Consider the following 26,465-nt stretch of genomic DNA (forward strand, 5'->3'; position numbering starts at 1 on the left):
GTCGGTCGATCGCTCGGCGAGCCGGCCGGTCGGGCAGCAGCCGGCCAGGGCAGGGTCCCGGGCCGGAGTCACCCCGCGCCCCGCAGTGGTGCGCAAGGCAGCTGCGCGCAAGGCAGCGGCGCAGAAGCGAACGCCGAGCCGCCCGGCGTGCACGCGGTATCGCCCCAACACATGCTCGGATCGGGGCGAGGCGGAACGCCCCAAGGGGCCGGGGTGCCCGCCCGAGGGCGGGTCACCGCGCTGCCCGGGTCGACATCGCCGGTGTCAGCTGCGCCGGGCCGTCACCGTTTTCTCCACCGCGAACAGCTCCTCCTCGACGTGGTCCAATGCCAGCCGCAGCGCCCCGGTGGCCACCGCCGCCTCGCCGAGCAGAGACTGCACCACCCGAGGCGGGCGCAGGCAGTACCGCTCCAGCTCCCGGCGCAAGGGCTCCAGGACCCCGTCCAGCCCGGCAGCCCAACCGCCCACCACCACCAGTTCCGGATCCATCGCCAGAACCAGCGCGGCCACGTCGTGCACCAGCCGCTGGAGGAACCGTTCCACGGCGGCGACCGCCCGGGAGTCCCCCCGCCTGGCCATCGCGAAAACCTCGGCCACGGCCGGCTCGTCGAGCGGGTGCAGCGGTTCGCCGGTGGTCGACAGCAGCTTCTCCGGTGTGACCTCCCGCCCCAGCAGGTGCAACGCGCCGATCTCGCCGGCCGCTCCGCCGTAGCCACGGTGCAGTCGGCCGCCGATCAGCGAACCGGCGCCGGGGCTGAGGCCCGCCATCACGAACACCATGTCGTCCGTGTCCCGCGCCGCACCCTTCCAGTGCTCCGCGACCGCCGCGGCGTTGGCATCGTTCTCCACCTGTACCGGGCAGCGGAACGAGCGCCGCAACCTCTCGCCGAGCGGCAGCCCGGTCCATCCCGGCAGGGCGGTCCCGAGGCGGACCGTCCCGTCAGCCTCCACGATTCCGGGACTGCCCACGCCGACGGCCCGCAAGGAGTCCCGTGGCACACAGGAGCGCCGCAGCAGATCGGCCACCGCCGACCGGACCCGTTCCAGCCGCTCATCGGCCGAAGCGGACTCGGTGACGTCCTTGGTGCCCGCGCCGATCACCCGCCCGTCGAGGCCGGACAGCAGGACGGCGATCCGGTGCGAACCGATCTCGATGCCGAGCAGATGTCCCGCCTCGGTCCGGAAACGGAACCGTCTGGCCGGCCGTCCCTGTCGACGCGCGCCCTCCTCGGCTTCGGCCTCCACCACGAGCCCCGTGCCGATCAGCCCCTCCACCACACCCTCCACGGTCGGCCGGGAGAGTCCGGTGACCCGTGTGAGGTCGGTGAGGGTCGGCGATTCGGCCGCGCGCAGAGCCCGCAGCACCACCGCCGAATTGATCCGTCGGAGCAGAGAGGGGTCCCCGCCGGTCAGCTGCCCCAACGTGTGTCCTCCCAGCTAGCGGCCCTGTCAGCCGGATCGTACTGCGCACTCGCCGCAACGGCGAGAAGTGGCCCCCCATCGGCCGGAATCAGCCCCTCCCGTCAAGCCGGGGCGACGAATCCGGACTCGTAGGCGGTGATGACCGCCTGGGTCCGGTCGCGTGCGCCCAGCTTCGCCAAGATCGCACTGACGTGGGACTTCACGGTCTCCGTGCCGATGATCAGCTCCGCCGCGATCTCCACATTGGTCAAGCCGCGGGCCATCAACCGGAGCACCGCCTCCTCTCGCTCGGTCAGCGCGGCCCGTTCCAACACCGCCCGCGCCTTGTGATTTCCGTACTCCGCCGCCAGGGCTCGCACGGCGGCCGGGAAGAGCAGCGTCTCGCCCTCCGCGACGAGTCGGACCGCGTGCACGATCTCCGAGGGTCGGGCCCGCTTCAGCAGGAAGCCGTCAGCTCCGGCCCGCAGAGCCTGGTAGACGTACTCGTCGTTCTCGAACGTCGTCACCACGAGGATCTTCGGCGGTGAGTCCACGGACCGGAGAACCGCCCGCGTCGCCTCGATCCCGTCCAGCAACGGCATTCGCACGTCCATGGCGACCACGTCCGGTCGCAGCTGCCGGACGAGCGGAACCACGGAGGCCCCGTCGGCCGCCTCGCCCACCACAGTGATGTCGGGCTGTGCTTCCAAGACGGCGCGCAGACCCGCGCGCACCAGGGGTTCGTCATCGACGAGCAGTACGGTAACCGGCATTCGATCAGCGTATTCGGTCCAGCGGAAGGCGGGCGAACACTCTCCAACCACCTTCGTACGGACCGGTTTCGGCCTCCCCGCCGAGGAGCGCGGCCCTCTCCCGCATCCCGCGCAGACCGCTCCCGCCACCCGGCATGAAGGTAGGCCGTTCCGACAGCGGGTTCGTCACCTCCAGGTCCAGTCGGTCGGTGGTCATCTCGACCCGCACCCTCACGGGCACGGGACCGCAGTGCCGCAGCACATTCGTCAGCGCCTCCTGGAGAATCCGGTAACCCTCCCGGGTGACGGGACCGGGCAGTTTCTCCAGTGCCCCCGTCAGCCGGGCGTCCACCGCCGCACCCGAAGCACGGGCCGACTCCAGCAAGCGGTCCGCCTCCGCCAACGTCGGCCGCTGAGAGGGCGGCTGGGCGGACTCGCGCAACACCAGGAGCACCCGCTCCAGATCCTCCAGCGCGGCCCGGCCCGTCTCCTCGATGGCGTGGAGAGCCCGATCGGTGAAGTCCGGGTCGCCGGCTGCCCGTGCGGCCCCCGCTTGCATGACCGCCACGGTCAGGGCGTGGCCGATGGAGTCGTGCAGTTCCCTCGCGATGCGGGTCCGTTCCAACAACTGCTCGGTCCGGGCCTCCAGCGCGGAGAGGCGCTCGGCCGCCGAAGGCCCCAGCAACCGACGGGCGATCGAGGTGATCATCTCCCCGAGCAGCACCACCACGACGATGAGTACGATCAACGGCACCGGGGCGAGCAGCGCGGCCATCCAGCGCGTCGGGGTGAACGGCACGGTCGGATTCGCGGACAACCGCTGCCCGAGCGCGGTCGCGATCAACTCGACCGCCATCAACGGAAGCACGACGGTCGCGAACATGGCGACACCGGCGACCACGAGACGTATCTCCAGCCACAACAGGGTCCGCCACCGGTCTCCCCACCGTGCCGACGGCGCGGTACCGATGACGCTGTCGGGGGAGCCGCGGTCATGCGGGGTCAGCAGGAACTGCGCCTGTAGTCCCTCGGCCAGCCTCACCCACGGCACGAACCCGAACGGTATGACGATCAACAACGGCATCCACGGCCAACGGGGGTTGACGAACATCCAGATGGCGAGCAGAAGCAGCGGTACGCACAGATGCAGCCAGCGGGAGTAGGTCACCGGTCGCAGCGGTGCGCGGAGCAGTCGGTACATGGCTCCATCGTGGCAGCGCGAAGGTCATCTCCGTCTCCCCCACGTGGGGGAGACGCCACCCTCGCATGGGGGAGGGAACGGTGTGGGGCCGGCGGTGAATCTTGAGGCATGAACCGCGAACCGAACCGCATCGAGATCCGCGAACTGACCAAGGACTACGGCACCACACGAGTCGTGGACCACCTCACCTTCGATGTCCTGCCCGGCCGGGTCACCGGTTTCCTGGGCCCCAACGGAGCCGGGAAGTCGACGACCATGCGCCTGCTGCTCGGGCTCGACCGGCCCACGGCCGGCACCGCCACCATCGGCGGGATCCGGTTCGCCGACCTGAGAGACCCGCTGCGCCAGGTCGGCGCTCTACTGGATCCGCAGGCAGCCCACGGAGGACGCACCGCCCGGGACCACCTCCTCGCGCTCGCCGTCAGCAACGGCATCGCGGCAGCGCGGGTGGACACGGTGTTGGAGCGGGCCGGGCTCGCCTCGGTGGCCCGGCACCGGGTCAAGACGTTCTCCCTGGGCATGCGCCAGCGGCTGGGCGTGGCCGCCGCGCTGCTGGGCGATCCGGGGGTCCTCCTGCTCGACGAGCCGACCAACGGCCTCGACCCGGAGGGCATCATCTGGATCCGCGAGCTGATGCGCTCTCTCGCCGCCGATGGCCGCACCGTCCTGGTCTCCAGCCACCTCATGGCCGAGACCGCCTCGTTTGTCGACCACCTGGTCGTCGTCGGGCAGGGCGCGTTGTTGGCCGACCTGTCGATGAAGGACTTCATCGACTCCCGCAGCACCCCCAGGGCAAGACTGCGGACTTCCGACCCCGATCGGCTGCGAGCGGCGCTGGCCCGTGAGGGTTTCGAGCCGGTCAACGCCGCGGACGGGTGCTGGACGGTCGACGGCATACGTGCCGAGCAGATCGGGAGCCTCGCCGCCCGCGAGGGGGTACCCCTGCTCGAACTCGCGGATGAGCGAGCCTCCTTGGAACAGGCCTATCTGGAGCTCACGGCCGCCCGCGCCCAGTTCTCGGCGACCCTCGTCTGAGGATCGCCCGCCCCCAATACCATCCTTGATGGAGATCGGAGCGCATGTCATGACCGCCGCTGCCTTGCCCAACATCCGTGTTCTGCACTCGGAATGGATCAAGATACGTTCCTCCCGAGCGGCCATCGGCTCGCTGACCGCGGTCTTCCTCGCCACGGCCGGCATCACGGCGCTCACCGCCGCCGCGATCGGAACGGCCGAAGAGGGAGCCATGGGCGACGACCGGCTGCTCGGTGCCTTCTACGGAGTCAACTTCGGTCAGATAGCCGCCATTGCCTTCGGGACCACGGTCTTCGCCGGGGAGTTTCGCAACGGAGCCCTGAGGGTCTCGCTCACGGCCGTGCCCAACCGGACCCGCCTTTATCTCTCCAAGGTGGCCATGATCGCCGGACTCGGGTTCCTCATCGGCCAGATCACCGGCGTCGTCACCTTCGTCGCCGGACAGGCCTTCATGGGGAAGTACGCCTTGGGGCTGGGTGACCCGGGCGTGCTGAGGGCCGTGTTCGGGAGCGGGGTCTACCTGACGCTCATGGCGCTTCTCGCGGCCGGACTGACCGCGCTGGTGCGCAGTGGCACGCTCGTGATGAGCCTGCTCATACCGTTTGTGCTGATCCTGCCCTTCGTGGTCGGTCAGGTGGCGGGAGGAGCGGGGCAGTTCATGCCGGACCGTGCCGGTCAGATGGTCATGCGGGCGGCGACGGACGGCTCACTCGGTCCCTGGACCGGCCTGGGGGTGGCCACGCTGTGGTCGCTGCTGGCCCTGGCCGGAGGCTGGCTCGCGGTGAGCCGTCGGGCAGCATGACGCCAGGCCAGTTGTCAGTGCCTCCCGAGATACTGACGGCATGACCACGGCAGAGCATCTCGATACGATCGACCGGCTCCGGGGACAGCCCTTTCCCACCGATCCGGTCCGGTTCGACAGGCACGGCAGTGGCCCGAGCCATCATCTGGTCCAACTCGCGGAGACCCGGGACTTCTGGGAGGACGACGGGTCGGCTCGGATCGAGGCGGGTGACCAGATCAGCGCCGAGTACGGCGCCCTGGTGCAGGTCTTGACCGGCCGCTGGGGGACACCGCAGGTGTTCACTCTGGACGGGACGATGCGGCGGGGTCTCGACGGGGAGTCGATACCGGAGCCGTGGGACAAGCTCGCCAACGACGCCGATCACGTTCACCTCTGGCGGGCGGGCGACCGGTGGCTCGTGGTCTACGCGGCCCGCAGAGCGACCGAGGACCCCTTCAGGTTGATGGCCGTGGTCACTGTGGTCGACCCGCCGTAGGGGTGATGCGAGACCGGGACACCCGAGACCTGGTTGCCGGGTCGGGGACTGGTGAGGGAGCGGGCCCTGAGAACTCCCCGGCTACTCCACCGTGCCGGACGGCGTCACCGTCGCTGCCGGACGCGCATCGACCCGGCCGCGCATCGACCCGGACACGGATCGGCCTGGCCCGACCGACCTCGAACGCGGACCCGGCCCGACCCCGGACCAAGCCGGACCGACCCGAACGCGGCCCCAGCCCGGCCCGATCCGACCCCGACCCGGACCCGGACCCGGATTCGCGAGGCTCGGTCAGGGGGTTTCGGTGGCGGCGCGGAGTCGGGCGTACTCCTGGGCCATGGACTCGGCGGTCCAGTGGGCGTTGAGGCCGCTGGGGTTGGGCAGGGCCCAGATGCGGGTGTCGCCGATGGTCCGGTCCTGGGGGCCGATCCGGGCCTTCCTCTCGCCGAAGGCCGTGCGGTAGGCGGTCACACCGACCACGGCCAGCCACTGCGGCCGCAGGAGCTCCACCTTGGCCGTCAGGATCCGACCGCCCTCACGGAACTCCTCGGCGTCCAGCTCGTCGGCGCGGGCCGTGGCACGGGCCACCACGTTCGTGATGCCGAGCCGGTAGGTCAGCAGCTCCTCCTGCTCGGCCGGGGCCAGCCGGCGCGGGGTGAAGCCCGACAGGTGAAGGACCGGCCAGAACCGGTTGCCGGGGCGGGCGAAGTGGTGGCCCGTGGCGGCGGAGAGGAGACCGGGATTGATCCCGCAGAACAGCACACGCAGACCGCCCGCGACCACGTCCGGGAGGACGCGGTCGCGGGCGGCGGCAAGCTCGTCGGGGGTCAGAGGATCGACCCCGGCGCGTACCCGGCGGCCTCCGGGTGCTGCTTGGAAATGGCCTCGACGCGGGAGACCACCGTCGCGACCTGGTCGCCGGCCGCACCCGTGAAGGACAGCTTGTCGGCCATCAGGGCGTCGAGCTGAGCGCGGTCCAGAGGCATCCGCTCGTCGGCGGCCAGCTTGTCCAGCAGTTCGTTGCGCTCGGCGCCCTGCTCGCGCATGGCGAGCGCGGAGGCGACCGCGTGCTCCTTGATGACCTCGTGTGCGGCCTCGCGGCCCACTCCGGCCCGCACCGCGCCCATGAGCACCTTGGTGGTGGCGAGGAAGGGCAGGTAACGGTCGAGTTCACGGGCGACGACCGCCGGGAAGGCGCCGAACTCGTCGAGGACGGTCAGGAAGGTCTCCAGCAGACCGTCGAACGCGAAGAACGCGTCCGGCAGGGCCACGCGGCGAACGACGGAGCAGGAGACGTCGCCCTCATTCCACTGGTCGCCGGCCAGCTCGCCGGTCATCGAGGCGTAGCCGCGCAGGATGACCATCAGGCCGTTCACGCGCTCGCAGGAGCGGGTGTTCATCTTGTGAGGCATCGCGGAAGAGCCGACCTGACCGGGCTTGAAGCCCTCGGTCACCAGCTCGTGGCCGGCCATCAGTCGGATGGTCTTGGCGATCGAGGACGGGGCGGCGGCCAACTGCACCAGGGCGGTGACCACGTCGTAGTCGAGCGAGCGCGGGTAGACCTGGCCGACGGAGGTGAAGGCCTGGGCGAAGCCGAGGTGGGCGGCGATGCGCTGCTCCAGGTCGGCGAGCTTCACGGTGTCGCCGCCGAGCAGGTCGAGCATGTCCTGGGAGGTGCCGACCGGGCCCTTGATCCCGCGGAGCGGGTAGCGCTCCAGGAGGTTCTCCAGGCGGTCGTAGGCGACCAGCAGCTCGTCGGCCGCGGTGGCGAAGCGCTTGCCCAGGGTGGTGGCCTGTGCGGCGACGTTGTGGGAGCGGCCGGCCATGACCAGCTCGGCGTGTTCCGCGGCCAGCTTGGCGAGGCGGGCGAGCACGGCGACCGTGCGGTCACGGGACAGTTCCAGCGAGAGCCGGATCTGGAGCTGCTCGACGTTCTCGGTGAGGTCGCGAGAGGTCATGCCCTTGTGGACGTGCTCGTGACCGGCGAGGGCGTTGAACTCCTCGATGCGGGCCTTCACGTCGTGCCGGGTGACCTTCTCGCGCTCGGCGATGGAGGCGAGGTCGACCGTCTCCAGAACGCGCTCGTAGTCGGCGAGGGCGGCGTCCGGAACCTCGATACCGAGGTCCTTCTGGGCGCGCAGCACGGCGAGCCACAGCCGCCGCTCCAGCGTCACCTTGTACTCGGGGGACCACAGGACGGCGAGCTCCGCGGAGGCGTAGCGGCCGGCCAGGACATTGGGGATGCGGGGCTTGGCTGTCACGTGGAGTGATTCTACTTGGGCCGCCGCTGTGCGTTTACGCAGGTAGGGGACCCACCTCGGATTGTGCCTTGCTACGAGAGCCGATCCGTGGCCGAGGGCGTGTACGGCAGCAGCTCTCCGCGCTTCGCCGCCCGCCCGTCGCCCGACGAGCGGCCGGTCAGTCGGCGCCCGATCCAGGGCAGCAGGTGCTGCCGGGCGAACCGGAGGTCCTCGGTCCTGCGAGCCGGCCAGCTCGCCGCGGTCGAGGGAGCGAGATCGGCCCGCCACTCGTCCTCGGGCGGCAATCCCAGGCTCTGCCAGACGGCCTCCGCCACCCGGCGGTGCCCCTCGGCCGTCAGGTGCAGCCGGTCGACGTCCCACATGCGCGGGTCCGCGAGCACGGGCGCCCCGTACAGGTCCACCAGCAGCGCGTCGTGCCGCGTGGCGAGCTCGTCGAGGATGGCGAAGAGCTCCTCCATGCGGGGGCGGAAACGATCCATCACCGGCCCGTTGCGCCCCGGCGAACGCATCAGGACCAGCGTCTTGCAGGAGGGGGCCAGCAGTTCCACGGCCTCCTCCAGGTGTCCCCGTACCCGGCCCATGTCGACCTTGGGTCGCAGCGCGTCGTTCAGGCCGCCCACGAGCGTCACCACGTCGGCGCCCATCGCCGCCGCCATGGGCGCCTGTTCTCCGGCGATCTGGCCGATCAGCTTCCCGCGGACCGCGAGGTTCGCGTAGCGGAAGTCCGGCTCGCGGGTCGCGAGGCGTGCGGCGAGCAGATCGGCCCAGCCGCGGTAGGAGCCGTCCGGGAGCAGGTCGGACATGCCCTCGGTGAAGGAGTCACCGATCGCGACGAAACTGGTGTAAGACGCATTCATCTCCATGGCGGGAGCGATGATACCGCGCGGTATGCCGGCCCCGTTCGGTCGGGGGCCGTACGGGGCACGGGATCCCGGGACACGGGCATCAGACGCCGGTCACGTGGACGCCGGCCTGCCGAACAGCTCGCGCAGCACGTCCTCCATCGTGACCAGGCCCGTCATGACGCCGTCCTTGCCGAGCACCGCCGCCAGGTGGGTGCGGCTGCGCCGCATGGCGGTCAGCACGTCGTCCAGTGGGGTCTCCGCCCGCACCTGGGCGATCGGGCGCAGCTCGGACAGCGGGAAGGGGGCGTCCCGCTCGGCCACGTCCAGCGCGTCCTTGACGTGCAGGTAGCCGAGGATTCGATGCTCCGCGTCGATCACGGGGAAGCGGGAGTAACCGGACTCGGCGGACAACCGTTCCAGGCCCGCCGCGGAGATGCCCTCGCGCGCCGGGACCACCCGGTCCGACGGCAGCACCACATCGGTGACCGGGCGACGGCCCAGTTCCAGGGCGTCGTGCAGTCGCTCGCTCGCGCGGCCGTCGATCAGTCCGGCGTCGCTGGAGTCCTTGACCATGCGGGCCAGCTCGTCGTCCGAGAAGGTCGCCGCGACCTCGTCCTTCACGTCCACCCGCAGCAGGCGCAGCAGGGCGTTCGCGAAGGCGTTGATCGCGAAGATCACCGGTCGGAGGGCCTTCGCCAGGGTCACCAGCGGCGGCCCCAGCAGCAACGCGGTGCGCACCGGCTCGGAGAGTGCCACGTTCTTCGGCAGCATCTCGCCGAACAGCATGTGCAGGTACGTCGCCAGGGACAGCGCCACCACGAACGAGATCGTGTGGGTCAGCCCGGCCGGTACCCCGACCAGGTCGAACAGCGGCGTCAGCAGGTGGGCGATGGCGGGCTCGGCCACCACGCCCAGCACCAGGGTGCACAGCGTGATGCCCAGTTGCGCCGCCGCCATCAGTGCCGACAGGTGTTCCAGGCCCCACACCACGGCGCGGGCGCGCCGGTCGCCCTGCTCGGCGTACGGCTCGATCTGACTGCGCCGGACCGAGATCAGTGCGAACTCCGCGCCGACGAAGAAGGCGTTCACGACCAGCGTCGCCAGGCCGATCAACAACTGGATGGCGGTCATCGGGTCTCCTCCGCACCGTCGTTGTCGGCGGACTCGACCGGCGTGTGCAGGAGCACCCGCGCGGCCCGACGTCCGCTCGCGTCCACCACGTCGAGCCGCCAGCCGTCCAGTTCCATGCTGTCGCCGACGGCGGGGATCCGGCCCAACTCGGTGGCCACGAGACCGGCCAGCGTCTCGTACGGGCCGTCCGGCACCCGCAGTCCGATCCGCCGGAGCTGGTCGGTGCGGGCGGCGCCGTCGGCCGAGTACAGGGCCCGTCCCGAGGCGTCCGTGCCGGCCGGGGCCAGGTCCGGGGTCTCGTGCGGGTCGTGCTCGTCGCGGACCTCGCCCACGACCTCCTCGACGATGTCCTCCAGCGTCGCCACACCGGCCGTGCCGCCGTACTCGTCGATGACCACGGCCATCGTCTGCCGGCCCGACAGCCGGTCCAGCAACCGGTCCACGGTCAGGGACTCGGGGACCAGCAGCGGCTCGCGCAGCAGGCGCTCCACCGGGTACCGGTGTCGCTCCTCGGCGGGCAGCGCCAGTACGTCCTTGATGTGCACCGTGCCGACGACGGTGTCGAGGCTGCCCCGGTAGACGGGGAAACGCGACAGGCCGGTGGCCAGGGTGGCGTTCGCCACGTCCTCGGCGGTGGTCTGCACGTCGAGGGCGGTGACCTGGACGCGCGGGGTCATGACGTTCTCCGCGGTCAGGTCGGCCAGGTTCAGGGTCCGCACGAACAGCTCGGCGGTGTCCTTCTCCAGCGAGCCGGCCTTCGCGGAGTGCCGGGCCAGGGCGACGAGTTCCTGAGGGCTGCGTGCCGAGGCCAGTTCCTCGGCCGGCTCCAGGCCGAATCGGCGGACGAGGTGGTTCGCGGTGGTGTTCAGATGGCTGATCAGCGGCTTGAAGGTACGGCTGAAGACCCGCTGCGTGGTGGCCACGCGCTTGGCGATGGCGAGCGGCGAGGAGATGGCCCAGTTCTTGGGCACCAGTTCGCCGACGACCATCAGGACGACGGTCGACAGGACGGTGCCCACGATCAGGGCGGCGGAGGAGGCTGTCGCGGCCGACAGGCCCATGGCCTCGAAGGGGCCCTGGAGCATGGCCGAGATCGAGGGTTTGGAGAGCATGCCGATGACCAGACCGGTCACGGTGATGCCGAGTTGGGCGCCGGAGAGCTGGAAGGTCAGACTCCGGACGGCTGTCAGGGCGCTGTCGGCCCCGCGTTCGCCGCGTTCGACGGCGCGTTCGAGCTCACTGCGCTCGACCGTCGTCAACGAGAACTCGGCCGCGACGAAGACTCCGCAGGCCAGGCAGAGCAGCAGCGCCACGATGAGCAGGAGCACTTCGGTCATCGGTCGGTCACCTCCGTTCCATGATCAGACAGGAGGAGAGGGGTCGCGCGATGTGCCGGTACCGGGGGCTCGCCCATGGACGGACGCTCACACCTTTCTTTCAGGTCGTTCGAGCGGAACACTTGACCACATGGTAAAGGAAAGGCAAAGAGGGGGATCGTACTTTTGGTGCCCGTTCCTCGGGTGATGGGATCCCGAGCATGGACGATCTTCACATCGGACCCGCCTCCCCGCCAGACCTCGCCGAGGTACTGGCCTTCTGGAAGACGGCCGCCGAAGGGACAAGCATCTCCGACGACCTCGCCGGAATCGAGCTGCTCCACGCCCGTGACCCGCACGCCCTCCTCCTCGCCCGCCGCGACGGCGGGCTCGTCGGCACGGTCATCGCCGGCTTCGACGGATGGCGCTGCCACCTGTACCGACTCGCCGTCCACCCCGGACACCGCCGGCAGGGCATCGGCGCGGCGTTGCTCGCCGCCGCAGAGGAGCGGTTCGTCGCCCTGGGCGGGCGGCGCGCGGACGCGATGGTGCTCGATCGCAACGAGCGGGCGCACGGGGCCTGGGACGCGGCCGGATACCACCCCGAGGACCACTGGACCCGCTGGGTCAAGCCGCTCGACCACCGATCCGCATAGCGGTCGGCGACCGGCACGGGACCCGAAGAGACGCCCGGTCCTCGGCTCCTAGTCCTCCACGCGACGGGCCGAGCCGATGACGCAGTACGAGGTGGGGAGCGCCGGGCCGCGTTCCGGCAGCCGGAACGCGCGGTGCGAGACGATCCGGAAACCGGCCGCCTCGATCGCGGCGAGCGGGTCACGGGCCGTGTGACAGCCGCCGAAGAGCCGGGGCCAGACGGTCCGGTCCAGCGTCCGTTGGACGGCGGCCATGCCGGGGCCGGGCGCCAGACCGTGTTCGAAGAAGCGCAACTCGGCGTCGGGGCGAAGCACCCGGTGCAGTTCCGCGAGGGCGCGGGGGAGGCTGCGTACGGTGCACAACACCAAGGAGGCCACGGCCACGTCGAAGGCCTCGCTCTTGACCGGCAGCGCCTCGGCGACGCCGGGCACGAGGTCCACCGGGACCTCGGCGCGCCGCGCGGCCGCCGCCGCGAGTCGGCGCAGGGAGCGCTCCGGTTCGACGGCGACCACCTCGGAGACGGCCCGGGGGTAGTGCGCGAAGTTGAGGCCGTTGCCGGCGCCGATCTCGATGACACGACCGGACACACCGTGCAGCAGTTCCTCGCGGAGCGGGCCGATGCCGCCGCGGGTCTCGGCGGCGGTGCTGAGGCGGGCGTAGAAACGGGCGAAGTGCGGGTGGTGGACCGGGTCGGAGGATCGGCGGGGCATGGCGGGCCTCCAAGCGGGGGTGGCGGCTGGTGCGGGTGCCCTGCCGGGCTGTTCCCCGCCTCGGAGGGCCGCGAAACCGCGCGGGCGCACAGTCGTCCGGGGGAGCACGGCCGAACGCCCGCCGCCGCGCGGCCGCGCGCCGCCTTCCCGCGTCATGCCCCCACGCCGCGACGGGAGCCGCCGGTCCATCCGCCTCGGGCGCCGGAACGACCGGCGCCTCGGGCTCCCGCGCGACCAGCGCCGGTCGGCGGTCAGGGCTGCCAGGTCCGCAGGAACTCCGGTTCCGACCAGGTGCCGTGGAGCATCGGCCCCAGCCACGTGGGGGCCGCCGTACGGAACTCGGCCGGGGCCAACGCGCCCGAGCCCTGCGGGACGGCGCCCATCAGGGGGACACCCGCGGACTTCGGCAGGTCGGCGAGGTTGCACCGCGAGGCCAGGTCCGGATCGGCGGGCCAACTGCCGACCACCACGCCCCACGGGGTCAACGACCGGGCCCGCAGGGCCTCGGCGGTGAGGGTGGTGGCGTTCAGCGTGCCGAGCCCCGCCGGGGCGACGATCAGCACGGGGGCGTCGAGCAGGCGGGCCGCGTCGGCCAGGGTGTTGCCCTCCTCGTCGAAGCGGACCAGCAGCCCACCCGCCCCCTCGACCAGGACCAGGTCGTGGGAGAGGTCGAGCCGGTGCGCGGCCTCGGCGACGGCTCGTGGCGAGACCGGGGTGAGCCCCGAGCGCCGGGCCGCCGTGTCGGGCGCCAGGGGCTCGGGATAGCGGGCCAGTTCCTCGGCGGTCACGGACGGACCGGCCAGCCGGGCGACTTCCGCAGCGTCGCCCGGTTCGTCCGGACCGACGCCGGTCTGGGCCGGCTTGAGCACCGCCACGGTCAGGCCGGCGGCCGTCGCGGCCGTCGCTATGGCGGCGGTCGTCACCGTCTTGCCGATTTCCGTACCGGTGCCGGAGATCATCAGGATCGTCATGTGGGTCAGCCCTCCCGGGCCGCTGCGCACACCGCACGGCAGATGCGCGCCACGTCGGCGTCGCCCGTCACGAACGGAGGCATCGTGTAGATCAGATCGCGGAACGGGCGCAGCCAGACCCCTTCCCGGACGGCCGCCCGGGTGGCGGCGGCCATGTCCACGGGGTGGTCGAGCTGGATCACGCCGATCGCGCCGAGGACCCGGACGTCCTGTACGCCGGGAAGCGCCCCGGCCGGTTCCAGGCCCGCCACGAGGCCGGCTTCGAGGCGCTTGATCTCCCGTTGCCAGTCCTGGCTCAGCAGCAGGTCGATCGAGGCGTTCGCCACCGCCGTCGCGAGCGGGTTGCCCATGAACGTCGGCCCGTGGGCCAGCACGGGCACCTCGCCGCGGGAGATCCCGTCGGCCACCCGCTCGGTGCAGAGCGTCGCGGAGAGGGTGACGTATCCGCCGGTCAGGGCCTTGCCCAGGCACATCACGTCCGGGGTGATCCCGGCGTGTTCCGCCGCGAACAGCGCGCCCGTGCGGCCGAAGCCGGTGGCGATCTCGTCCAGGACGAGGAGGACGTCGTACTCGTCGCACAGGTCCCGGAGCACGGCGAGGTAGCCCGGGTTGTGGAACCGCATCCCGCCCGCGCCCTGGACCACGGGCTCCACGATCACGGCCGCCAGCTCGTCGGCGTGCGCCGCGATCAGGGAGCGCAGGTGGGCCACGTACGAGGGGTCCACCGGCACGTCGAACCCGGCCGGAGGGGCGTCCGCGAACAGTTGCCGCGGCAGTTGCCCCGACCACAGCTCGTGCATTCCGCCCTCGGGGTCGCAGACGGCCATCGGCTGCCAGGTGTCCCCGTGGTAGCCGCCCCGCCAGGTGAGCAGGCGGGTCTTGCCGGGCCGGCCGACGGAGCGCCAGTACTGGAGGCACATCTTCACGGCGACCTCGACGGCGACCGAACCCGAGTCGGCCAGGAACACGTGCTCCAGGCCGGCCGGGGTGATCTCGACGAGCCTCGTCGCGAGACGGACGGCGGGCTCGTGGGTGAGCCCGCCGAACATGACGTGCGACATCCGACCCAACTGGGCGGTCACGGCCTCGTTCAGCACCGGGTGGTTGTAGCCGTGGACGGCCGACCACCAGGAGGACATGCCGTCGACCAGCTCCTCGTGCCCCTCCGAGGGGGTCGCGAGCCGCAGCCGGACACCCGAAGCGGAGGCGACGACCAGCGGATCCTGCCTGCCGGGCATCGGGCCGTACGGGTGCCAGACGTGCTGCCGGTCCAACGCGACCAGGTCGGCCGGCGGCAGCGCGTCCGGCGGGTCTTGCCGATCGTCCGGCGGGAGGTGCTGATCAGGCATTGGGGGCGATGTCCGTCCCCGCGCCACGTCGACGCACCGACACCAGGTCCGAGCGCACCTCACCGGGCTCCACCCGGGCGCGGGAGGCAGCCGCCGGTTCGGCGTGCCCCGAGCAGCCGCCGCACGCCGAACCGCAGCCCGCCGCCTCGGCGGAGTCCGCGGTCCCGGAAGGGCCACAGAGCGATGCGCCGCCGCCGTGCGAACCGCAGCCCCCGGCCGCGGCGGGCGCCGCCGCCGCGTCGGCGCGGTGCGTGGGCAGGGTCGTCGTACCGGCGCCCTCCACCTCGAAACCGGCGTCCGCGATCATGTCCAGGTCGGCCTGACCGGCCTGGCCCTCACTGGTCAGGTAGTCGCCGAGGAAGATCGAGTTGACCAGGTGCAGGGCCAGCGGCTGCATGGAGCGCAGGTGCACCTCGCGCCCGCCCGCGAGCCGGACCTCGACGTCGGGGCAGACGAACCGCACCATCGCCAGGATCCGGAGGCAGCGCTGCGGGGTGAGGTTCCACTCCTTGGCCAGCGGCGTGCCCTCGAAGGGGATCAGGAAGTTGACCGGCACCGAGTCCGGGTCCAGCTCGCGCAGCGAGTAGACGACGTCGACGAGGTCCTCGTCGCTCTCGCCCATGCCCGCGATCAGGCCGGAGCAGGCGGACAAGCCGGCGGCGTGCGCCTTCTGCACCGTGTCGACGCGGTCCGCGTACGTGTGGGTCTTGGTGATCTGGCCGTACGTGGCCTCGGAGGTGTTGAGGTTGTGGTTGTAGGCATCCGCACCCGCGTCCTTCAGACGCTCCGCCTGACCGTCCGAGAGCAGACCCAGGCAGGCACAGACCTCGATGCCCTCGTTCTGCTCCTTGATCGCCTCGATCGTCTTGCCGACCCGGTCGACGTCACGGTCCGTCGGACCGCGTCCGCTCGCCACCAGGCAGACCCGCTTGGCCCCGCCCGCGACGCCGGCCGCGGCGGCCTGGGAGGCCTCCTCGGGTTTCAGCCACGTGTACTTGAGGATCTCCGCCTTCGAACCCAGGCGCTGGGAACAGTACGAGCAGTCCTCCGGGCAGAGGCCCGACTTCAGGTTGACCAGGTAGTTCAGCTTCACGCGACGGCCGAACCACTGGCGGCGTACCTTGCCGGCCGCGGTCACCACGTCGAGCAGTTCGTCGTCCGAGGTCGCCAGTACGGCGAGCGCCTCTTCGCGGGTCGGCAGCTCGCGCCGCAGCCCCTTGTCCACCAGGGTGTTCAGCAGGTCCATGACGCTGATCCTGGCCCACACCGGTACTCCCGGCCAAGGAGAGATCAGACAACATGGCCAGATCGGAGTGTGTGGATCGCCACATCTACCCCTTGAGCGGCGGCGGCTAGGGTCGAGCAGATCTGTCGACAGCCGACAAAACGCGAGGACCGCCGATGACCGAGCACACCCCGGAGCCCGAGGACGTCTTCGCCTGGATCGACGGCGAGGAGCGGGCACGTGAGCAGGCAGGACTGGTGCGGACCCTGCGCCCGAGGCCGTCCGACTCGCCGCTCCTGGACCTCGCCGGCAACGACTACCTGGGTCTCTCCCGGCATCCCGAGACGATCCGCGGCGCGCGGGAGGCGGCCGAGCGCTGGGGCGGGGGAGCCACTGGATCACGCCTGGTGACGGGTACGACCGAGCTTCATGCCCGGCTCGAGGAGGAGCTGGCGGCCTTCTGCGGGTTCGAGGCGGCACTGGTCCTCTCCTCCGGGTACGCGGCCAACCTGGCGGCGGTCACCGCCCTCAGCGACCGGGACACGCTCGTCGTCTCCGACGCGGGGAACCACGCCTCGATCGTCGACGGCTGCCGCCTCTCGCGAGCCCGGATCGCGGTCACCCCGCACGGCGACGCGGACATCGCGCGCAAGACGCTCGCCGGGCACGAGGGCCGTGCCCTGCTGGTCAGCGACTCGGTCTTCTCCGTGGACGGGGACGCCGCCCCGCTCCGCGCGTACGCGGCGGCCTGCCGCGACGAGGGCGCGGCACTGGTCGTGGACGACGCCCACGGGCTCGGTGTCCTGGGCGAGGGCGGCCGGGGCGCGCTGCACGCCGTCGGGTTGGCGGGCGCGCCCGGCGTGGTCGCGACGATGACCCTGTCGAAGTCCCTCGGCAGCCAGGGCGGGGTCGTGCTCGGCCCGGCGAAGGTGATCCGACACCTGATCAACACGGCCCGGACCTTCATCTTCGACACCGGGCTGGCTCCGGCCGCGGCGGGCGCGGCGCTCGCGAGCCTGCGTCTGCTCCAGCGGGAACCGGAGCGCGCGGACCGGGTGCGGGAGGTGGCCACCGCGCTGTACGGGCGGCTCACCGCGTCCGGCCTGGCCGCGGCCAGGCCGGACGCGGCCGTGGTGTCGGTGCGGGCCCCGTCGGCCTCGGCGGCACTGCGCTGGGCCACCGACTGCCGTGAGGCGGGACTGTTCGTGGGGTGCTTCCGGCCGCCGTCCGTACCGGACGGCATCTCCCGGCTGCGGCTGACCGCCCGGGCGAATCTCACGGGGGAGGAGATCGACCGGGCCGTCGAGGTGATCCTTCGTACCGCTCCCGCCGGAGCCGCGGGCCTGTAGTGCGGGAGCGATCCGTACGGGCGTCAGACGTGTGCGTCCGCCCGTACGGATGCGAGGAAGCCCTGCCAGGCCGGCCCGGTGAAGAGCACGGCCGGGCCGTCCGTCCGTTTGGAGTCACGGACGGCCAGCAGGCCGCCACCGAGGACAGCCGCTTCCACGCAGTTGTTCATTCCGGTGCTGCGGCTGCTCCGCCGCCACCGCGCGCTGATCAGAAGTCCGCTGGTGGATAAGGGGGTTGCGGACACGGGGGTGCCTCCTTACGCGTCGTCAGCGATGGAGCTGATGAGATCCGACGAGTCCTGCGGCGGGAGGGCGTGCGCCTGGATGGTGCGGAACGCGGCGCTGTACGCCTCGAGGTCTTCCTTCCGCTCCAGATAGAGGCTACTCGTCAAATGGTCGAGGACCACCACATCCAGATCGGCGATGCTCGGAAATGAGAAGATGACGAACGGTCCGGTAAGGCCGAGATGCCCCCCCACGCTGAACGGTAGTACCTGGAGCCGCACTTGGGGCAACAGAGCCACCTCCACCAAATGTCGCAGCTGCTCCTCCATCACCCCCGGCCCCCCGATCTGGCGCCGCAGCACCGCCTCGTCCAGTACGGCGCTCAGCTGGAGCGGCGGATCGGCCCGCAACACCGACTGCCGGGCCAGCCGTACGTCGACCAGCGCGTCCACCTTCGGCTCGGGCAGCCCGCCCAGGGCCGCCCTGGTCACGGCGCGTGCGTATCCGGGCGTCTGCAACAGACCCGGAACCACGGAGAGTTCCACCGTCCGGGCGGCGCGGGCGCCGGCCTCCAGGCTGATGAAGTCCCGGTACTCCTGCGGCAACAGCCCCCGATAGTCGTGCCACCACTGCCGGCCGCGCGCGGCGTCGCCCGCTCCCGAGCCCGCCGCCGAGGCCCCGAGGGCCTCCAACAGGGCCCGCTGCTGCGTGCTGACCACATCACCGTAGGCGTCGAGCAGCAGCCGGATGTCCGCTGTCTTCGCGCCACTGCGACCCGTCTCGATGCGGCTGATTTTCGACTGATGCCATCCCACGATCCGGGCCGCCTCACCGCTGGTGAGTCCGGACCGGTCACGGAGCGCACGCAGTTCCTCGCCGAGCTTGCGTCGGCGCACCGCGGGACCGTGCTGCATACCCGCTCTCCTTCCACCGGCACAGCTCGCACCAGTCTGCCGTCCGAATACGCTCTTGCGTAGCAGAGTTCACCGCATTGAGCGACAGATATATGCATATCTTGGGAGATCGGCAGAAACGGCGGCACGATGGGTGACACTCTGGCGCTCAGCGTAGATCCGGGACGGTTACGCCCCGGTGGGAAAGGGACGTCGCCATGGCAGATCACCAGGAAGCATCCGTCACTCTGCCGAGCGACCCGGCCTCGGTCGCCGCTGCCCGCCGGTACGTCGCGGAGGTGCTCGGCGACTGGGGACTGCCCGACGAATCCGAGACGGCCGACACCGTGCGGCTGATCGTTTCGGAACTCGCGACCAACGCGGTCCAGCACACGCGCGGTCAGTCGCCCACGTTCACCGTCGACGTCCGGCTGGAGCGCGGTGAATGGCTGCGCGTCGGCGTGACGGACAGTCACCCGCGCCATCCCCGGCGGCTCCCCGCGGCGGTCCAGCAGGACAACGGGCGGGGCATGGTCATCATCCGCTGGCTGGCCGCCGAGGCGGGCGGGCGGCTGTCGGTCACCCCGACCGAGGACGGTGGCAAGACCGTGTGGATCGCGCTGCCGTGGACCGTGGTCGCCGCGACGACGGCCCCCACCGGCTGCTGACGCGACCGGCCCGCGGGCCGGGGAGGCGGCGAGCCGAGGGCCCCGCGGGGCGGGGCCCCGCGACGACCCGACTCAGGAGCCGGCGCGCTCCTCGGCGCTGCGCTCGATGCACAGTTCGTTCCCCTCGGGGTCGGCGAGCACGACCCAGCCGAGGACCCCGTCCTCGTCCCGCCGGTCGTCCACGATCCGCGCCCCGAGCCCGGTCAGCCGCGCGACGGTCTCGTCGCGCGTCCCGGTGGGCGGCTGGATGTCCAGGTGGACCCGGTTCTTCACGGACTTGGCGTCCGGCACGCGGATGAACAGCAGACCCGGTACACCGGGCTGTCCCGGCTCCAGCAGGATCTCGTCGTCGCCCTCCACGTCGTCCGGATGGATCGGGTAACCGGTCACGGCCGACCAGAACTCGGCGATTTTGTAGGGGTCGAGGGCGTCGAAGGTGATGTGGCGGACCGGGTTGAGAAACATGACTCTCCTCGAAGGAAGCTTCCGTATACGGAACCTGGCGGAGGCGCCGCGCCGGGCGAACCGGGTGCCTCCACGAAACGTGCGTTAACGCGGCGGAAAACTACGGACCCTAGCGTGGGCGTCCGCGGCCTTCCGTCAATGATCACCCATGCGCCGGCAAAGCGACGGTGATCGGAACGGAAAGCCTCCCTCTGCGTTGGACAAGACACGCTTGGCACGGAAATGCCCAGGTCAACAAAGTGTTGACGGCCGATAGGGTCGCGTCGGCGCGGCGTTGATCTTGTCCCGGAAGCATGGTGATACGAGTGCAATTGACACCGCACGAGCAGGAGAGACTGCTCATCCACGTGGCGGCGGACGTGGCCGAGAAGCGGAGGGCGCGCGGGGTGCGCCTCAACCACCCCGAGGCGGTGGCCCTCATCACCTCGCACATCCTCGAAGGCGCCCGGGACGGGCGGACGGTGGCCGAGCTGATGGCCTCCGGCCGTACCGTGCTGGCGCGCGAGGAGGTCATGGAGGGGATCCCCGAGATGATCCACGACGTGCAGGTCGAGGCGACCTTCCCGGACGGCACCAAGCTCGTCACCGTCCACGACCCGATCGTCTGAGGAGGAGTCCCCGCATGATCCCCGGCGAAATCCGCTTCGGGGACGGTCCGGTGCGCCTCAACGAGGGCCGTGCCGTCACCCGTCTCACCGTGCTCAACGCCGCCGACCGACCCGTTCAGGTCGGCTCGCACTACCACTTCGCCGAGGTCAATCCGGGCCTCGACTTCGACCGCTCCGCCGCCCGCGGGCTCCGCCTCAACATCGCCGCCGGTACCGCGGTCCGCTTCGAGCCGGGCATCCCGGTCGCGGTGGAACTCGTACCGCTGGGCGGACTGCGGACCGTGCCGGGGCTGCGCGGGGAGACCGGGGGACCCCTCGATGGCTGAGCTGTCACGCCAGGTGTACGCCGACCTGTTCGGGCCGACGGCGGGTGACCGGATCCGGCTCGCCGACACCGACCTCTTCGTGGAGATCGAGGAGGACCTGAGCGGCGGACCCGGTCGCTCCGGTGACGAGGCCGTGTTCGGCGGCGGCAAGGTCATCCGCGAATCCATGGGCCAGGCGCGCACCACGCGCGCCGAGGGCGCCCCGGACACGGTGATCACCGGCGTCGTCGTCCTCGACCACTGGGGCATCGTCAAGGCCGACCTGGGCATCCGGGACGGCCGGATCTGCGGCATCGGCAAGGCCGGCAACCCCGACACCATGGACGGGGTGGACCCCGCCCTCGTCATCGGCCCCGAGACCGAGATCATCGCGGGCAACGGGAAGATCGTCACGGCCGGCGCCATCGACGCCCACGTCCACTTCATCTCCCCGACGGTCATCGACGAGGCCCTCGCCTCCGGCATCACCACCCTCGTCGGCGGCGGAACCGGACCCGCCGAGGGCTCCAAGGCCACCACCGTCACGCCCGGACCCTGGCACCTGGCGCGGATGTTCGCGGCGCTGGAGGCCTACCCCGTCAACATCGGCCTGCTCGGCAAGGGCAACACCATGTCCCGCGAGGCCATGTACTCCCAACTGCGCGGCGGAGCCCTGGGATTCAAGATCCACGAGGACTGGGGGGCGACCCCCGCCGCCATCGACGCCTGCCTGGGAGTCTGTGAGGAGACCGGCGCCCAGGTGGCCATCCACACCGACACGCTCAACGAGGCCGGGTTCGTCGCGGACACCCTCGCCGCCATCGCCGGCCGCACCATCCACTCGTACCACACCGAGGGCGCGGGCGGCGGGCACGCACCCGACATCATCACCGTGGTGTCCGAGCCGAACATACTGCCCAGCTCCACCAACCCGACCCGGCCGCACACCGTCAACACCGTCGAGGAACACCTCGACATGCTCATGGTCTGCCACCACCTCAACCCGGCGGTACCCGAGGACCTCGCCTTCGCCGAATCGCGGATCAGACCCTCGACCATCGCCGCCGAGGACGTCCTGCACGACCTCGGGGCCATCTCCATCATCTCCTCCGACTCCCAGGCCATGGGCCGCGTCGGCGAGGTGATCATGCGCACCTGGCAGACCGCCCACGTGATGAAGAAACGGCGGGGATTCCTGCCCGGCGACGGACCGGCCGACAACCACCGCGCCCGCCGCTACGTCGCCAAGTACACGATCAACCCGGCCGTGGCCCAGGGCCTCGCCCGCGAGATCGGCTCGGTGGAACCCGGCAAGCTGGCCGACCTGGTGCTGTGGCAGCCGGCCTTCTTCGGCGTCAAGCCCGAACTGGTCATCAAGGGCGGCCAGATCGCCTACGCGCAGATGGGCGACGCCAACGCCTCCATCCCCACCCCCCAGCCGGTGCTGCCCCGCCCCATGTTCGGCCATCTCGGGCGGGCCCCCGCCCTGAACTCCCTGAACTTCACCGCGCAGGCCGCGCTGGACGACGGACTGCCCGAACGGCTCGGACTCGGCAAGCGGTTCACGGCCATCGAGAGCACCCGCAAGGTGACGAAGGCCGACATGCGCAACAACGACGCCATGCCGAGGGTCGAGGTGGACGCCGACACCTTCACCGTCAGCATCGACGGGGAGGTCGTGGAGCCGGCGCCCGCGACGGAACTGCCCATGGCCCAGCGATACTTCCTCTTCTGATGCGCGCCCGCCCGACCGGGGGCCGCACCCGATGAGCCTCGCCGCGCTGCTCGTCCTCGCGGACGGCCGCTTCCCCGCCGGAGGGCACGCCCACTCCGGCGGGGCGGAGGCCGCCTGCAAGGCGGGCCGGATCCACGACGCAGCCACCCTCGCCGACTTCTGCCGCGGCCGGCTGCACACCTCCGGGCTCGTCGCCGCCGGGCTCGCGGCCGCCGCCGCCCTCGGACTCGACCCCGTCGAACTCGACGCCGCCGCCGACGCCCGCACCCCCTCGCCCGCACTGCGCACCGCCGCGCGCAGGCTCGGCAGGCAACTGCTGAGGGCCGCCCGCGCGACCTGGCCGGCCGGCGAACTGGACGCCCTGGCCGCCGCCTTCCCGCGCGGCGCCCACCAGCCCGTGGTCCTCGGCGTCACCGCCCGGGCGGCCGGACTCGGGCCTTCGGACGCCGCGCACGTGGCCGCGTACGAGAGCGTCAGCGGGCCCGCCACCGCGACCGTGCGCCTGCTCGGCCTCGACCCCTTCGAGGCGAGCGCCGTACTGGCCCGACTCGCACCCGAGCTCGACGCCGTGTCCGCGCGGGCCACCGAGGCGGCCCGGCGCGCCCGCGACGAGGGAACGGGAGCACTGCCCGCAGCCTCCTCGCCGCTGCTGGACATCTCGGCCCAGGTCCATGCCGCCTGGCCGGTACGGCTCTTCGCGTCCTGACCAGCCTCCCCACACCCCCAGGAGAACCCGTGCACCTCGACCACGCCGTGACCTACCCCCACCGCCACACCCACGGCGCCGACCCCGTCCGCGGGGACGGCACCCGCCGCGCCCTGCGCCTCGGCCTCGGCGGGCCCGTCGGCTCCGGCAAGACCGCCACCGTCGCCGCGCTGTGCCGGGCGCTGCGCGCGGAGCTGTCCATGGCCGTCGTCACCAACGACATTTACACCCGCGAGGACGCCGAGTTCCTGCTCCGCGAGGCCGTCCTGCCGCCCGAGCGGATCGCCGCCGTCGAGACGGGCGCCTGCCCGCACACCGCCATCCGCGACGACATCTCCGCCAACCTGGAAGCCGTGGAGGAACTGGAGGAGACCGTCGGCCCGCTCGACCTGATCCTCGTCGAGTCCGGGGGCGACAACCTCACCGCCACCTTCTCCCGAGGCCTGGTCGACGCCCAGATCTTCGTCATCGACGTGGCCGGGGGTGACGACATCCCGCGCAAGGGCGGCCCCGGAGTCACCACCGCCGACCTGCTCATCGTCAACAAGACCGACCTCGCCCCCCACGTCGGCTCCGACCTGGAGCGGATGGCTCGGGACGCCGCCGAACAACGAGGTGAACTTCCCGTCGCCTTCCAGTCCCTGCGCGGGCCCGAGGGAGTCGCCCCAGTGGCCGACTGGGTGCGCGAGCGGATCGCCGCCTGGACGGCCGTACGGTGACCGGCGCCCCGGCGGTACCCGCCCTCGGGCTGCGCGCCACCGCCCGGATCGGCGCCGTCCGTGACGGGCGCGGCGGCACCGCGCTGCCCCTGCTCGCCGGGGAGGGACCGCTCGCGCTGCGCCGCGTGCGGGGCGTTGCCGCCGAGGCCGAGGTGATGCTGGTCGGCGCCATGAGCGCCCCGCTCGGCGGCGACCACCTCACCGTCGAGGCGAGCGTCGGGCCGGGCGCCCGGCTGGGGCTCCGCTCGGCGGCGGCCACCCTGGCGCTGCCCGGCCGGGGCGGGGAACCCGCGCGGTACGACGTACGGCTGACCCTCGCGGAGGAGGCGCGGGTGCGGTGGCTGCCCGAGCCGCTCGTGTCCGTGCGCGGCAGTGACCTGCGGGTCACCACCCGCGTCGAACTGGCCTCCACCGCACGGCTGCTGCTGCGCGAGGAGCAGGTGCTCGGCCGCAGCGGGGAGGTCCCGGGCCTGCTGCGCAGCCGGCTGACCGTCGACCGGGCCGGCCGGCCGCTGCTGGATCAGGAGGTGGCCTGCGGCCCGGGAGCACCCGGCGGCTGGGACGGTCCGGCCGGACTCGCGGGCCACCGGGCACTGGGTCAACTGCTGATCGTGGATCCCGGGTTCGAGCGGACGCCGCCCGCCGCCGCCGTGCTCGGCGAGTTCGCGGTGGTGACTCCGTTGCCGGGGCCGGCCGTGTTGGTGACGGCCCTCGCCCCGGACGCGCTCCGGCTGCGGGAACTCCTCGACGCGGCCCGCGTGACGTACGGCTGGTGACGGGAGGGCGGAGCCGGGGCGAACCGGACACCGCTCAGCGGTACACGCCTTTCCGGTTATCGGGTTGGCAAAGAACCGACCCGCGCACTGTTGCCCGGTGCTGGTCAGGCGAAAGGATCCCCCTGCACGCCGACGACCGAAACAGACCGAACCCGGCCGCCCACGGCGGCACATGACGCAGGGGGAACAACCACGTGATACGCACCGCGGCGCTGGGCAGCGCCGCCACACTGATCACCGGAACGCTGGCGGCGAGCCTGCTGCTGGCGCCGTCCGCGACCGCGGCCACCGCCGGCCGCGACGGCGGCGGGCACGCCGAGGCGATCGGCGTCCAGATCGCCGCCGCCCGCGCCGCCCGCACGGGGATCGAGTGGAAGGACTGTCCCGCCGACTGGGGCTTCGAGAAGCCGATCCAGTGCGGCTGGGTCAAGGTCCCGCTCGACTACGCCAAGCCGTTCGGCAAGACCATCGAGCTCGCGGTCGACCGGATCGGCAGCACCGGCACGAAGGAGGAGCGCCAGGGCGCCCTCGTCTACAACCCCGGCGGTCCCGGCGGTTCCGGCATGCGCTTCCCGCGCCGGGTCACCACCAAGAGCCCGCTGTGGGTCAACACCTCCAAGGCGTACGACTTCGTGGGCTTCGACCCCCGCGGCGTCGGCCACTCCGCGCCGATCTCCTGCATCGACCCGCAGGAGTTCGTCAAGGCCCCCAAGGCCGACCCGGTCCCGTCCAACGAGGCCGACAAGCGCGCCCAGCGCAAGCTCGCCGCCGAGTACGCGGACGGCTGCAAGGAGCGCAGCGGCGAGATGCTGCCGCACATGACCACGCCGAACACCGCTCGCGACCTGGACGTCATCCGGGCCGCCCTCGGCGAGAAGAAGCTGAACTACCTCGGCGTCTCCTACGGCACCTACCTCGGCGGGGTCTACGCGACCCTGTTCCCGAACCACGTGCGCCGCATGATCGTCGACAGTGTGGTCGACCCGGCCGTCGACAACATCTGGTACGAGGCCAACCTCGGCCAGGACGTGGCCTTCCAGACCCGGTGGAACGACTGGCAGGACTGGGTCGCCAAGAACGACTCCGTCTTCCACATCGGCAACACCCGGGCCAAGGTCGAGGCGAAGTACCAGGAACTGCGCGCCGCCGCCAAGGCGAACCCGATCGGCGGGGTCGTCGGCCCGGCCGAGCTCATCGGCTTCTTCCAGGGCGCCCCGTACTACGACTCCTCCTGGGTGCCCGTCGCCCAGACCTGGAGCAAGTACATCGCCGGTGACACCCAGGCGCTGGTCGACGCCATCGCCCCGGACATGTCCGACCTCGCCGGCAACGCGGCCTCCGAGAACAGCAACGCCGTCTACACCGCGGTCGAGTGCGCCGACGCCAAGTGGCCGACCAGCTGGGCCAAGTGGGACCGGGACAACACCAAGCTCCACAAGAAGTACCCCTTCCTGACCTGGTCCAACGCGTGGATGAACCTCCCCTGCGCGACCTGGAAGTCCAAGCAGAGCAACCCGATCGAGGTCGGCGCGAGCGCCAAGCGCGGTCTGCCGCCGGTCCTGATCGTCCAGTCCGAGCGTGACGCGGCCACCCCGTACGAGGGTGCGGTCTCCCTGCACCGCAAGCTCGGCGGCTCGCGCCTGATCACCGAGCAGAACGCGGGCTCGCACGGTGTCACCAGCCTGGTGAACCCCTGCATCAACACCCGCGTGGACACCTACCTGCTCACGGGCAAGGTCGACGCCAAGGACGTGAAGTGCGGACCGCACGCCACGCCCGTCGCCCCGGCCCCGGCCGCCGCGAAGTCCCTCGCCAAGACCCCTGGTGCGGACTTCCCGGCGCGTGAGGAGCTCCCCGCCGTCCGCTAGTCGCGGCCGGTGACGGA

The 26,465-nt window shown here is 71.6% G+C and carries 28 protein-coding genes; 13 read left to right on the plus strand and 15 right to left on the minus strand.

Features of this window, described 5'->3' with window-relative positions; genetic code table 11:
* Positions 1-264 precede the first annotated feature (264 nt).
* The 3 genes from ADK55_RS30400 to ADK55_RS30410 all read right to left on the minus strand — a co-directional run bounded on the left by ADK55_RS30400 (position 265) and on the right by ADK55_RS30410 (position 3,354).
* A complete protein-coding gene (locus ADK55_RS30400) occupies positions 265-1,422 on the minus strand; it encodes an ROK family transcriptional regulator (protein WP_053683252.1) in 1,158 nt (385 codons plus the stop codon).
* 101 nt (positions 1,423-1,523) lie between these two features.
* Positions 1,524-2,174: a response regulator gene (locus tag ADK55_RS30405; RefSeq protein ID WP_053683255.1), complete on the minus strand. Its 651-nt coding sequence runs from the start codon at positions 2,172-2,174 to the stop codon at positions 1,524-1,526.
* Between the two features lie 4 nt (positions 2,175-2,178).
* Entirely contained in the window at positions 2,179-3,354 is a 1,176-nt protein-coding gene (locus ADK55_RS30410; RefSeq protein WP_053683257.1) for a sensor histidine kinase, read from the minus strand.
* 108 nt (positions 3,355-3,462) lie between these two features.
* On the opposite strand from ADK55_RS30410, the gene ADK55_RS30415 reads away from it, so the two are divergent.
* From ADK55_RS30415 to ADK55_RS30425, 3 genes are read left to right on the plus strand one after another with little or no spacing between them, the layout of a single operon-like run.
* Positions 3,463-4,389: an ATP-binding cassette domain-containing protein gene (locus ADK55_RS30415; protein WP_053683259.1), complete on the plus strand. Its 927-nt coding sequence runs from the start codon at positions 3,463-3,465 to the stop codon at positions 4,387-4,389.
* A 49-nt stretch (positions 4,390-4,438) separates the two neighbouring features.
* A complete protein-coding gene (locus ADK55_RS30420) occupies positions 4,439-5,191 on the plus strand; it encodes an ABC transporter permease (RefSeq protein ID WP_053683430.1) in 753 nt (250 codons plus the stop codon).
* Between the two features lie 40 nt (positions 5,192-5,231).
* Positions 5,232-5,669 (plus strand): hypothetical protein, encoded by a 438-nt coding sequence (locus ADK55_RS30425; protein ID WP_053683261.1) that lies wholly within the window; start codon positions 5,232-5,234, stop codon positions 5,667-5,669.
* Between the two features lie 291 nt (positions 5,670-5,960).
* On the opposite strand, the gene mug is transcribed toward ADK55_RS30425, so the two are convergent.
* The 5 genes from mug to ADK55_RS30450 form a co-directional block, all read right to left on the minus strand.
* Positions 5,961-6,500, minus strand: coding sequence for a G/U mismatch-specific DNA glycosylase (gene mug, locus ADK55_RS30430; RefSeq protein WP_053683264.1), 540 nt, complete (start codon positions 6,498-6,500; stop codon positions 5,961-5,963).
* Complete coding sequence (gene purB / locus ADK55_RS30435; RefSeq protein WP_053683266.1) at positions 6,497-7,930, minus strand: adenylosuccinate lyase; 1,434 nt, start codon at positions 7,928-7,930, stop codon at positions 6,497-6,499. Before purB ends, mug begins: the two co-directional genes overlap by 4 nt.
* 71 nt (positions 7,931-8,001) lie before the next feature.
* On the minus strand, positions 8,002-8,793 hold the full coding sequence (locus ADK55_RS30440) for an SGNH/GDSL hydrolase family protein (protein WP_053683268.1): 792 nt from the start codon (positions 8,791-8,793) through the stop codon (positions 8,002-8,004).
* A gap of 93 nt (positions 8,794-8,886) precedes the next feature.
* Positions 8,887-9,906 carry a hemolysin family protein gene (locus tag ADK55_RS30445; protein ID WP_053683270.1) on the minus strand — a complete coding sequence of 340 codons (1,020 nt, stop codon included), beginning with the start codon at positions 9,904-9,906 and terminating at the stop codon, positions 8,887-8,889.
* Positions 9,903-11,243: a hemolysin family protein gene (locus tag ADK55_RS30450; RefSeq protein ID WP_053683272.1), complete on the minus strand. Its 1,341-nt coding sequence runs from the start codon at positions 11,241-11,243 to the stop codon at positions 9,903-9,905. Before ADK55_RS30450 ends, ADK55_RS30445 begins: the two co-directional genes overlap by 4 nt.
* Positions 11,244-11,443: 200 nt before the next feature.
* Between ADK55_RS30450 and ADK55_RS30455 the strand changes: the two genes are divergently transcribed.
* Complete coding sequence (locus ADK55_RS30455) at positions 11,444-11,878, plus strand: GNAT family N-acetyltransferase (protein WP_053683274.1); 435 nt, start codon at positions 11,444-11,446, stop codon at positions 11,876-11,878.
* A 48-nt stretch (positions 11,879-11,926) separates the two neighbouring features.
* Here the strand turns inward: ADK55_RS30455 and ADK55_RS30460 are convergent, their stop codons facing one another.
* From ADK55_RS30460 to bioB, 4 genes are all read right to left on the minus strand, one after another.
* A complete protein-coding gene (locus ADK55_RS30460; protein ID WP_053683276.1) occupies positions 11,927-12,586 on the minus strand; it encodes a class I SAM-dependent methyltransferase in 660 nt (219 codons plus the stop codon).
* Between the two features lie 251 nt (positions 12,587-12,837).
* Positions 12,838-13,557 (minus strand): dethiobiotin synthase, encoded by a 720-nt coding sequence (gene bioD, locus ADK55_RS30465; protein ID WP_053683278.1) that lies wholly within the window; start codon positions 13,555-13,557, stop codon positions 12,838-12,840.
* A 5-nt stretch (positions 13,558-13,562) separates the two neighbouring features.
* A complete protein-coding gene (locus tag ADK55_RS30470; protein WP_053683280.1) occupies positions 13,563-14,906 on the minus strand; it encodes an adenosylmethionine--8-amino-7-oxononanoate transaminase in 1,344 nt (447 codons plus the stop codon).
* Positions 14,899-16,152 carry a biotin synthase BioB gene (gene bioB, locus ADK55_RS30475; RefSeq protein WP_053683282.1) on the minus strand — a complete coding sequence of 418 codons (1,254 nt, stop codon included), beginning with the start codon at positions 16,150-16,152 and terminating at the stop codon, positions 14,899-14,901. The genes ADK55_RS30470 and bioB overlap by 8 nt, the downstream gene beginning before the upstream one ends.
* A 155-nt stretch (positions 16,153-16,307) precedes the next feature.
* Here bioB and ADK55_RS30480 point away from each other — a divergent pair, with 155 nt between their 5' ends.
* Positions 16,308-17,480 (plus strand): 8-amino-7-oxononanoate synthase, encoded by a 1,173-nt coding sequence (locus tag ADK55_RS30480; protein ID WP_053683284.1) that lies wholly within the window; start codon positions 16,308-16,310, stop codon positions 17,478-17,480.
* 23 nt (positions 17,481-17,503) lie between these two features.
* Here ADK55_RS30480 and ADK55_RS30485 read toward each other — a convergent pair whose 3' ends face one another.
* Together ADK55_RS30485 and ADK55_RS30490 are read right to left on the minus strand one after the other, a co-directional pair.
* Positions 17,504-17,725 (minus strand): DUF397 domain-containing protein, encoded by a 222-nt coding sequence (locus tag ADK55_RS30485; protein WP_053683286.1) that lies wholly within the window; start codon positions 17,723-17,725, stop codon positions 17,504-17,506.
* A gap of 12 nt (positions 17,726-17,737) precedes the next feature.
* On the minus strand, positions 17,738-18,619 hold the full coding sequence (locus tag ADK55_RS30490) for a helix-turn-helix domain-containing protein (RefSeq protein WP_053683288.1): 882 nt from the start codon (positions 18,617-18,619) through the stop codon (positions 17,738-17,740).
* A 197-nt stretch (positions 18,620-18,816) separates the two neighbouring features.
* Between ADK55_RS30490 and ADK55_RS30495 the strand changes: the two genes are divergently transcribed.
* Positions 18,817-19,266, plus strand: coding sequence for an ATP-binding protein (locus tag ADK55_RS30495; protein ID WP_053683289.1), 450 nt, complete (start codon positions 18,817-18,819; stop codon positions 19,264-19,266).
* Positions 19,267-19,338: 72 nt separating this feature from the next.
* On the opposite strand, the gene ADK55_RS30500 is transcribed toward ADK55_RS30495, so the two are convergent.
* Positions 19,339-19,731, minus strand: a complete 393-nt coding sequence (locus ADK55_RS30500; RefSeq protein WP_053683291.1) for a VOC family protein — start codon at positions 19,729-19,731, stop codon at positions 19,339-19,341.
* Positions 19,732-20,036: 305 nt separating this feature from the next.
* Here ADK55_RS30500 and ADK55_RS30505 point away from each other — a divergent pair, with 305 nt between their 5' ends.
* From ADK55_RS30505 to ADK55_RS30535, 7 genes are all read left to right on the plus strand, one after another.
* A complete protein-coding gene (locus tag ADK55_RS30505) occupies positions 20,037-20,339 on the plus strand; it encodes an urease subunit gamma (RefSeq protein ID WP_053683293.1) in 303 nt (100 codons plus the stop codon).
* A 14-nt stretch (positions 20,340-20,353) separates the two neighbouring features.
* Positions 20,354-20,665, plus strand: a complete 312-nt coding sequence (locus ADK55_RS30510) for an urease subunit beta (RefSeq protein ID WP_053683295.1) — start codon at positions 20,354-20,356, stop codon at positions 20,663-20,665.
* Positions 20,658-22,379 carry an urease subunit alpha gene (locus tag ADK55_RS30515; RefSeq protein WP_053683297.1) on the plus strand — a complete coding sequence of 574 codons (1,722 nt, stop codon included), beginning with the start codon at positions 20,658-20,660 and terminating at the stop codon, positions 22,377-22,379. Before ADK55_RS30510 ends, ADK55_RS30515 begins: the two co-directional genes overlap by 8 nt.
* Positions 22,380-22,410: 31 nt before the next feature.
* Positions 22,411-23,085: an urease accessory protein UreF gene (locus ADK55_RS30520; protein WP_053683299.1), complete on the plus strand. Its 675-nt coding sequence runs from the start codon at positions 22,411-22,413 to the stop codon at positions 23,083-23,085.
* Between the two features lie 29 nt (positions 23,086-23,114).
* Positions 23,115-23,804, plus strand: a complete 690-nt coding sequence (gene ureG / locus ADK55_RS30525; protein ID WP_053683302.1) for an urease accessory protein UreG — start codon at positions 23,115-23,117, stop codon at positions 23,802-23,804.
* Positions 23,801-24,580: an urease accessory protein UreD gene (locus tag ADK55_RS30530; RefSeq protein ID WP_053683304.1), complete on the plus strand. Its 780-nt coding sequence runs from the start codon at positions 23,801-23,803 to the stop codon at positions 24,578-24,580. The genes ureG and ADK55_RS30530 overlap by 4 nt, the downstream gene beginning before the upstream one ends.
* A gap of 194 nt (positions 24,581-24,774) precedes the next feature.
* Entirely contained in the window at positions 24,775-26,448 is a 1,674-nt protein-coding gene (locus ADK55_RS30535) for an alpha/beta hydrolase (RefSeq protein WP_078999585.1), read from the plus strand.
* The last annotated feature ends 17 nt before the right edge of the window (positions 26,449-26,465 follow it).

The sequence above is a fragment of the Streptomyces sp. WM4235 genome (assembly GCF_001279725.1).
GTDB lineage: Bacteria > Actinomycetota > Actinomycetes > Streptomycetales > Streptomycetaceae > Streptomyces.

Coding starts and splice junctions, on each gene's coding strand:
- ADK55_RS30520 (WP_053683299.1), top strand. CDS start 22,411: ATGAGCCTCGCCGCGCTGCTCGTCCTCGCGGACGGCCGCTTCCCCGCC.
- ADK55_RS30420 (WP_053683430.1), top strand. CDS start 4,439: ATGACCGCCGCTGCCTTGCCCAACATCCGTGTTCTGCACTCGGAATGG.
- ADK55_RS30405 (WP_053683255.1), bottom strand. CDS start 2,174: ATGCCGGTTACCGTACTGCTCGTCGATGACGAACCCCTGGTGCGCGCG.
- ADK55_RS30455 (WP_053683274.1), top strand. CDS start 11,444: ATGGACGATCTTCACATCGGACCCGCCTCCCCGCCAGACCTCGCCGAG.
- ADK55_RS30460 (WP_053683276.1), bottom strand. CDS start 12,586: ATGCCCCGCCGATCCTCCGACCCGGTCCACCACCCGCACTTCGCCCGT.
- ADK55_RS30470 (WP_053683280.1), bottom strand. CDS start 14,906: ATGCCTGATCAGCACCTCCCGCCGGACGATCGGCAAGACCCGCCGGAC.
- ADK55_RS30515 (WP_053683297.1), top strand. CDS start 20,658: ATGGCTGAGCTGTCACGCCAGGTGTACGCCGACCTGTTCGGGCCGACG.
- bioB (WP_053683282.1), bottom strand. CDS start 16,152: ATGGACCTGCTGAACACCCTGGTGGACAAGGGGCTGCGGCGCGAGCTG.
- ADK55_RS30490 (WP_053683288.1), bottom strand. CDS start 18,619: ATGCAGCACGGTCCCGCGGTGCGCCGACGCAAGCTCGGCGAGGAACTG.
- ADK55_RS30480 (WP_053683284.1), top strand. CDS start 16,308: ATGACCGAGCACACCCCGGAGCCCGAGGACGTCTTCGCCTGGATCGAC.
- ADK55_RS30410 (WP_053683257.1), bottom strand. CDS start 3,354: ATGTACCGACTGCTCCGCGCACCGCTGCGACCGGTGACCTACTCCCGC.
- ADK55_RS30425 (WP_053683261.1), top strand. CDS start 5,232: ATGACCACGGCAGAGCATCTCGATACGATCGACCGGCTCCGGGGACAG.
- ADK55_RS30510 (WP_053683295.1), top strand. CDS start 20,354: ATGATCCCCGGCGAAATCCGCTTCGGGGACGGTCCGGTGCGCCTCAAC.
- ADK55_RS30415 (WP_053683259.1), top strand. CDS start 3,463: ATGAACCGCGAACCGAACCGCATCGAGATCCGCGAACTGACCAAGGAC.
- ADK55_RS30500 (WP_053683291.1), bottom strand. CDS start 19,731: ATGTTTCTCAACCCGGTCCGCCACATCACCTTCGACGCCCTCGACCCC.
- ADK55_RS30440 (WP_053683268.1), bottom strand. CDS start 8,793: ATGGAGATGAATGCGTCTTACACCAGTTTCGTCGCGATCGGTGACTCC.
- bioD (WP_053683278.1), bottom strand. CDS start 13,557: ATGACGATCCTGATGATCTCCGGCACCGGTACGGAAATCGGCAAGACG.
- ADK55_RS30495 (WP_053683289.1), top strand. CDS start 18,817: ATGGCAGATCACCAGGAAGCATCCGTCACTCTGCCGAGCGACCCGGCC.
- ADK55_RS30445 (WP_053683270.1), bottom strand. CDS start 9,906: ATGACCGCCATCCAGTTGTTGATCGGCCTGGCGACGCTGGTCGTGAAC.
- ADK55_RS30450 (WP_053683272.1), bottom strand. CDS start 11,243: ATGACCGAAGTGCTCCTGCTCATCGTGGCGCTGCTGCTCTGCCTGGCC.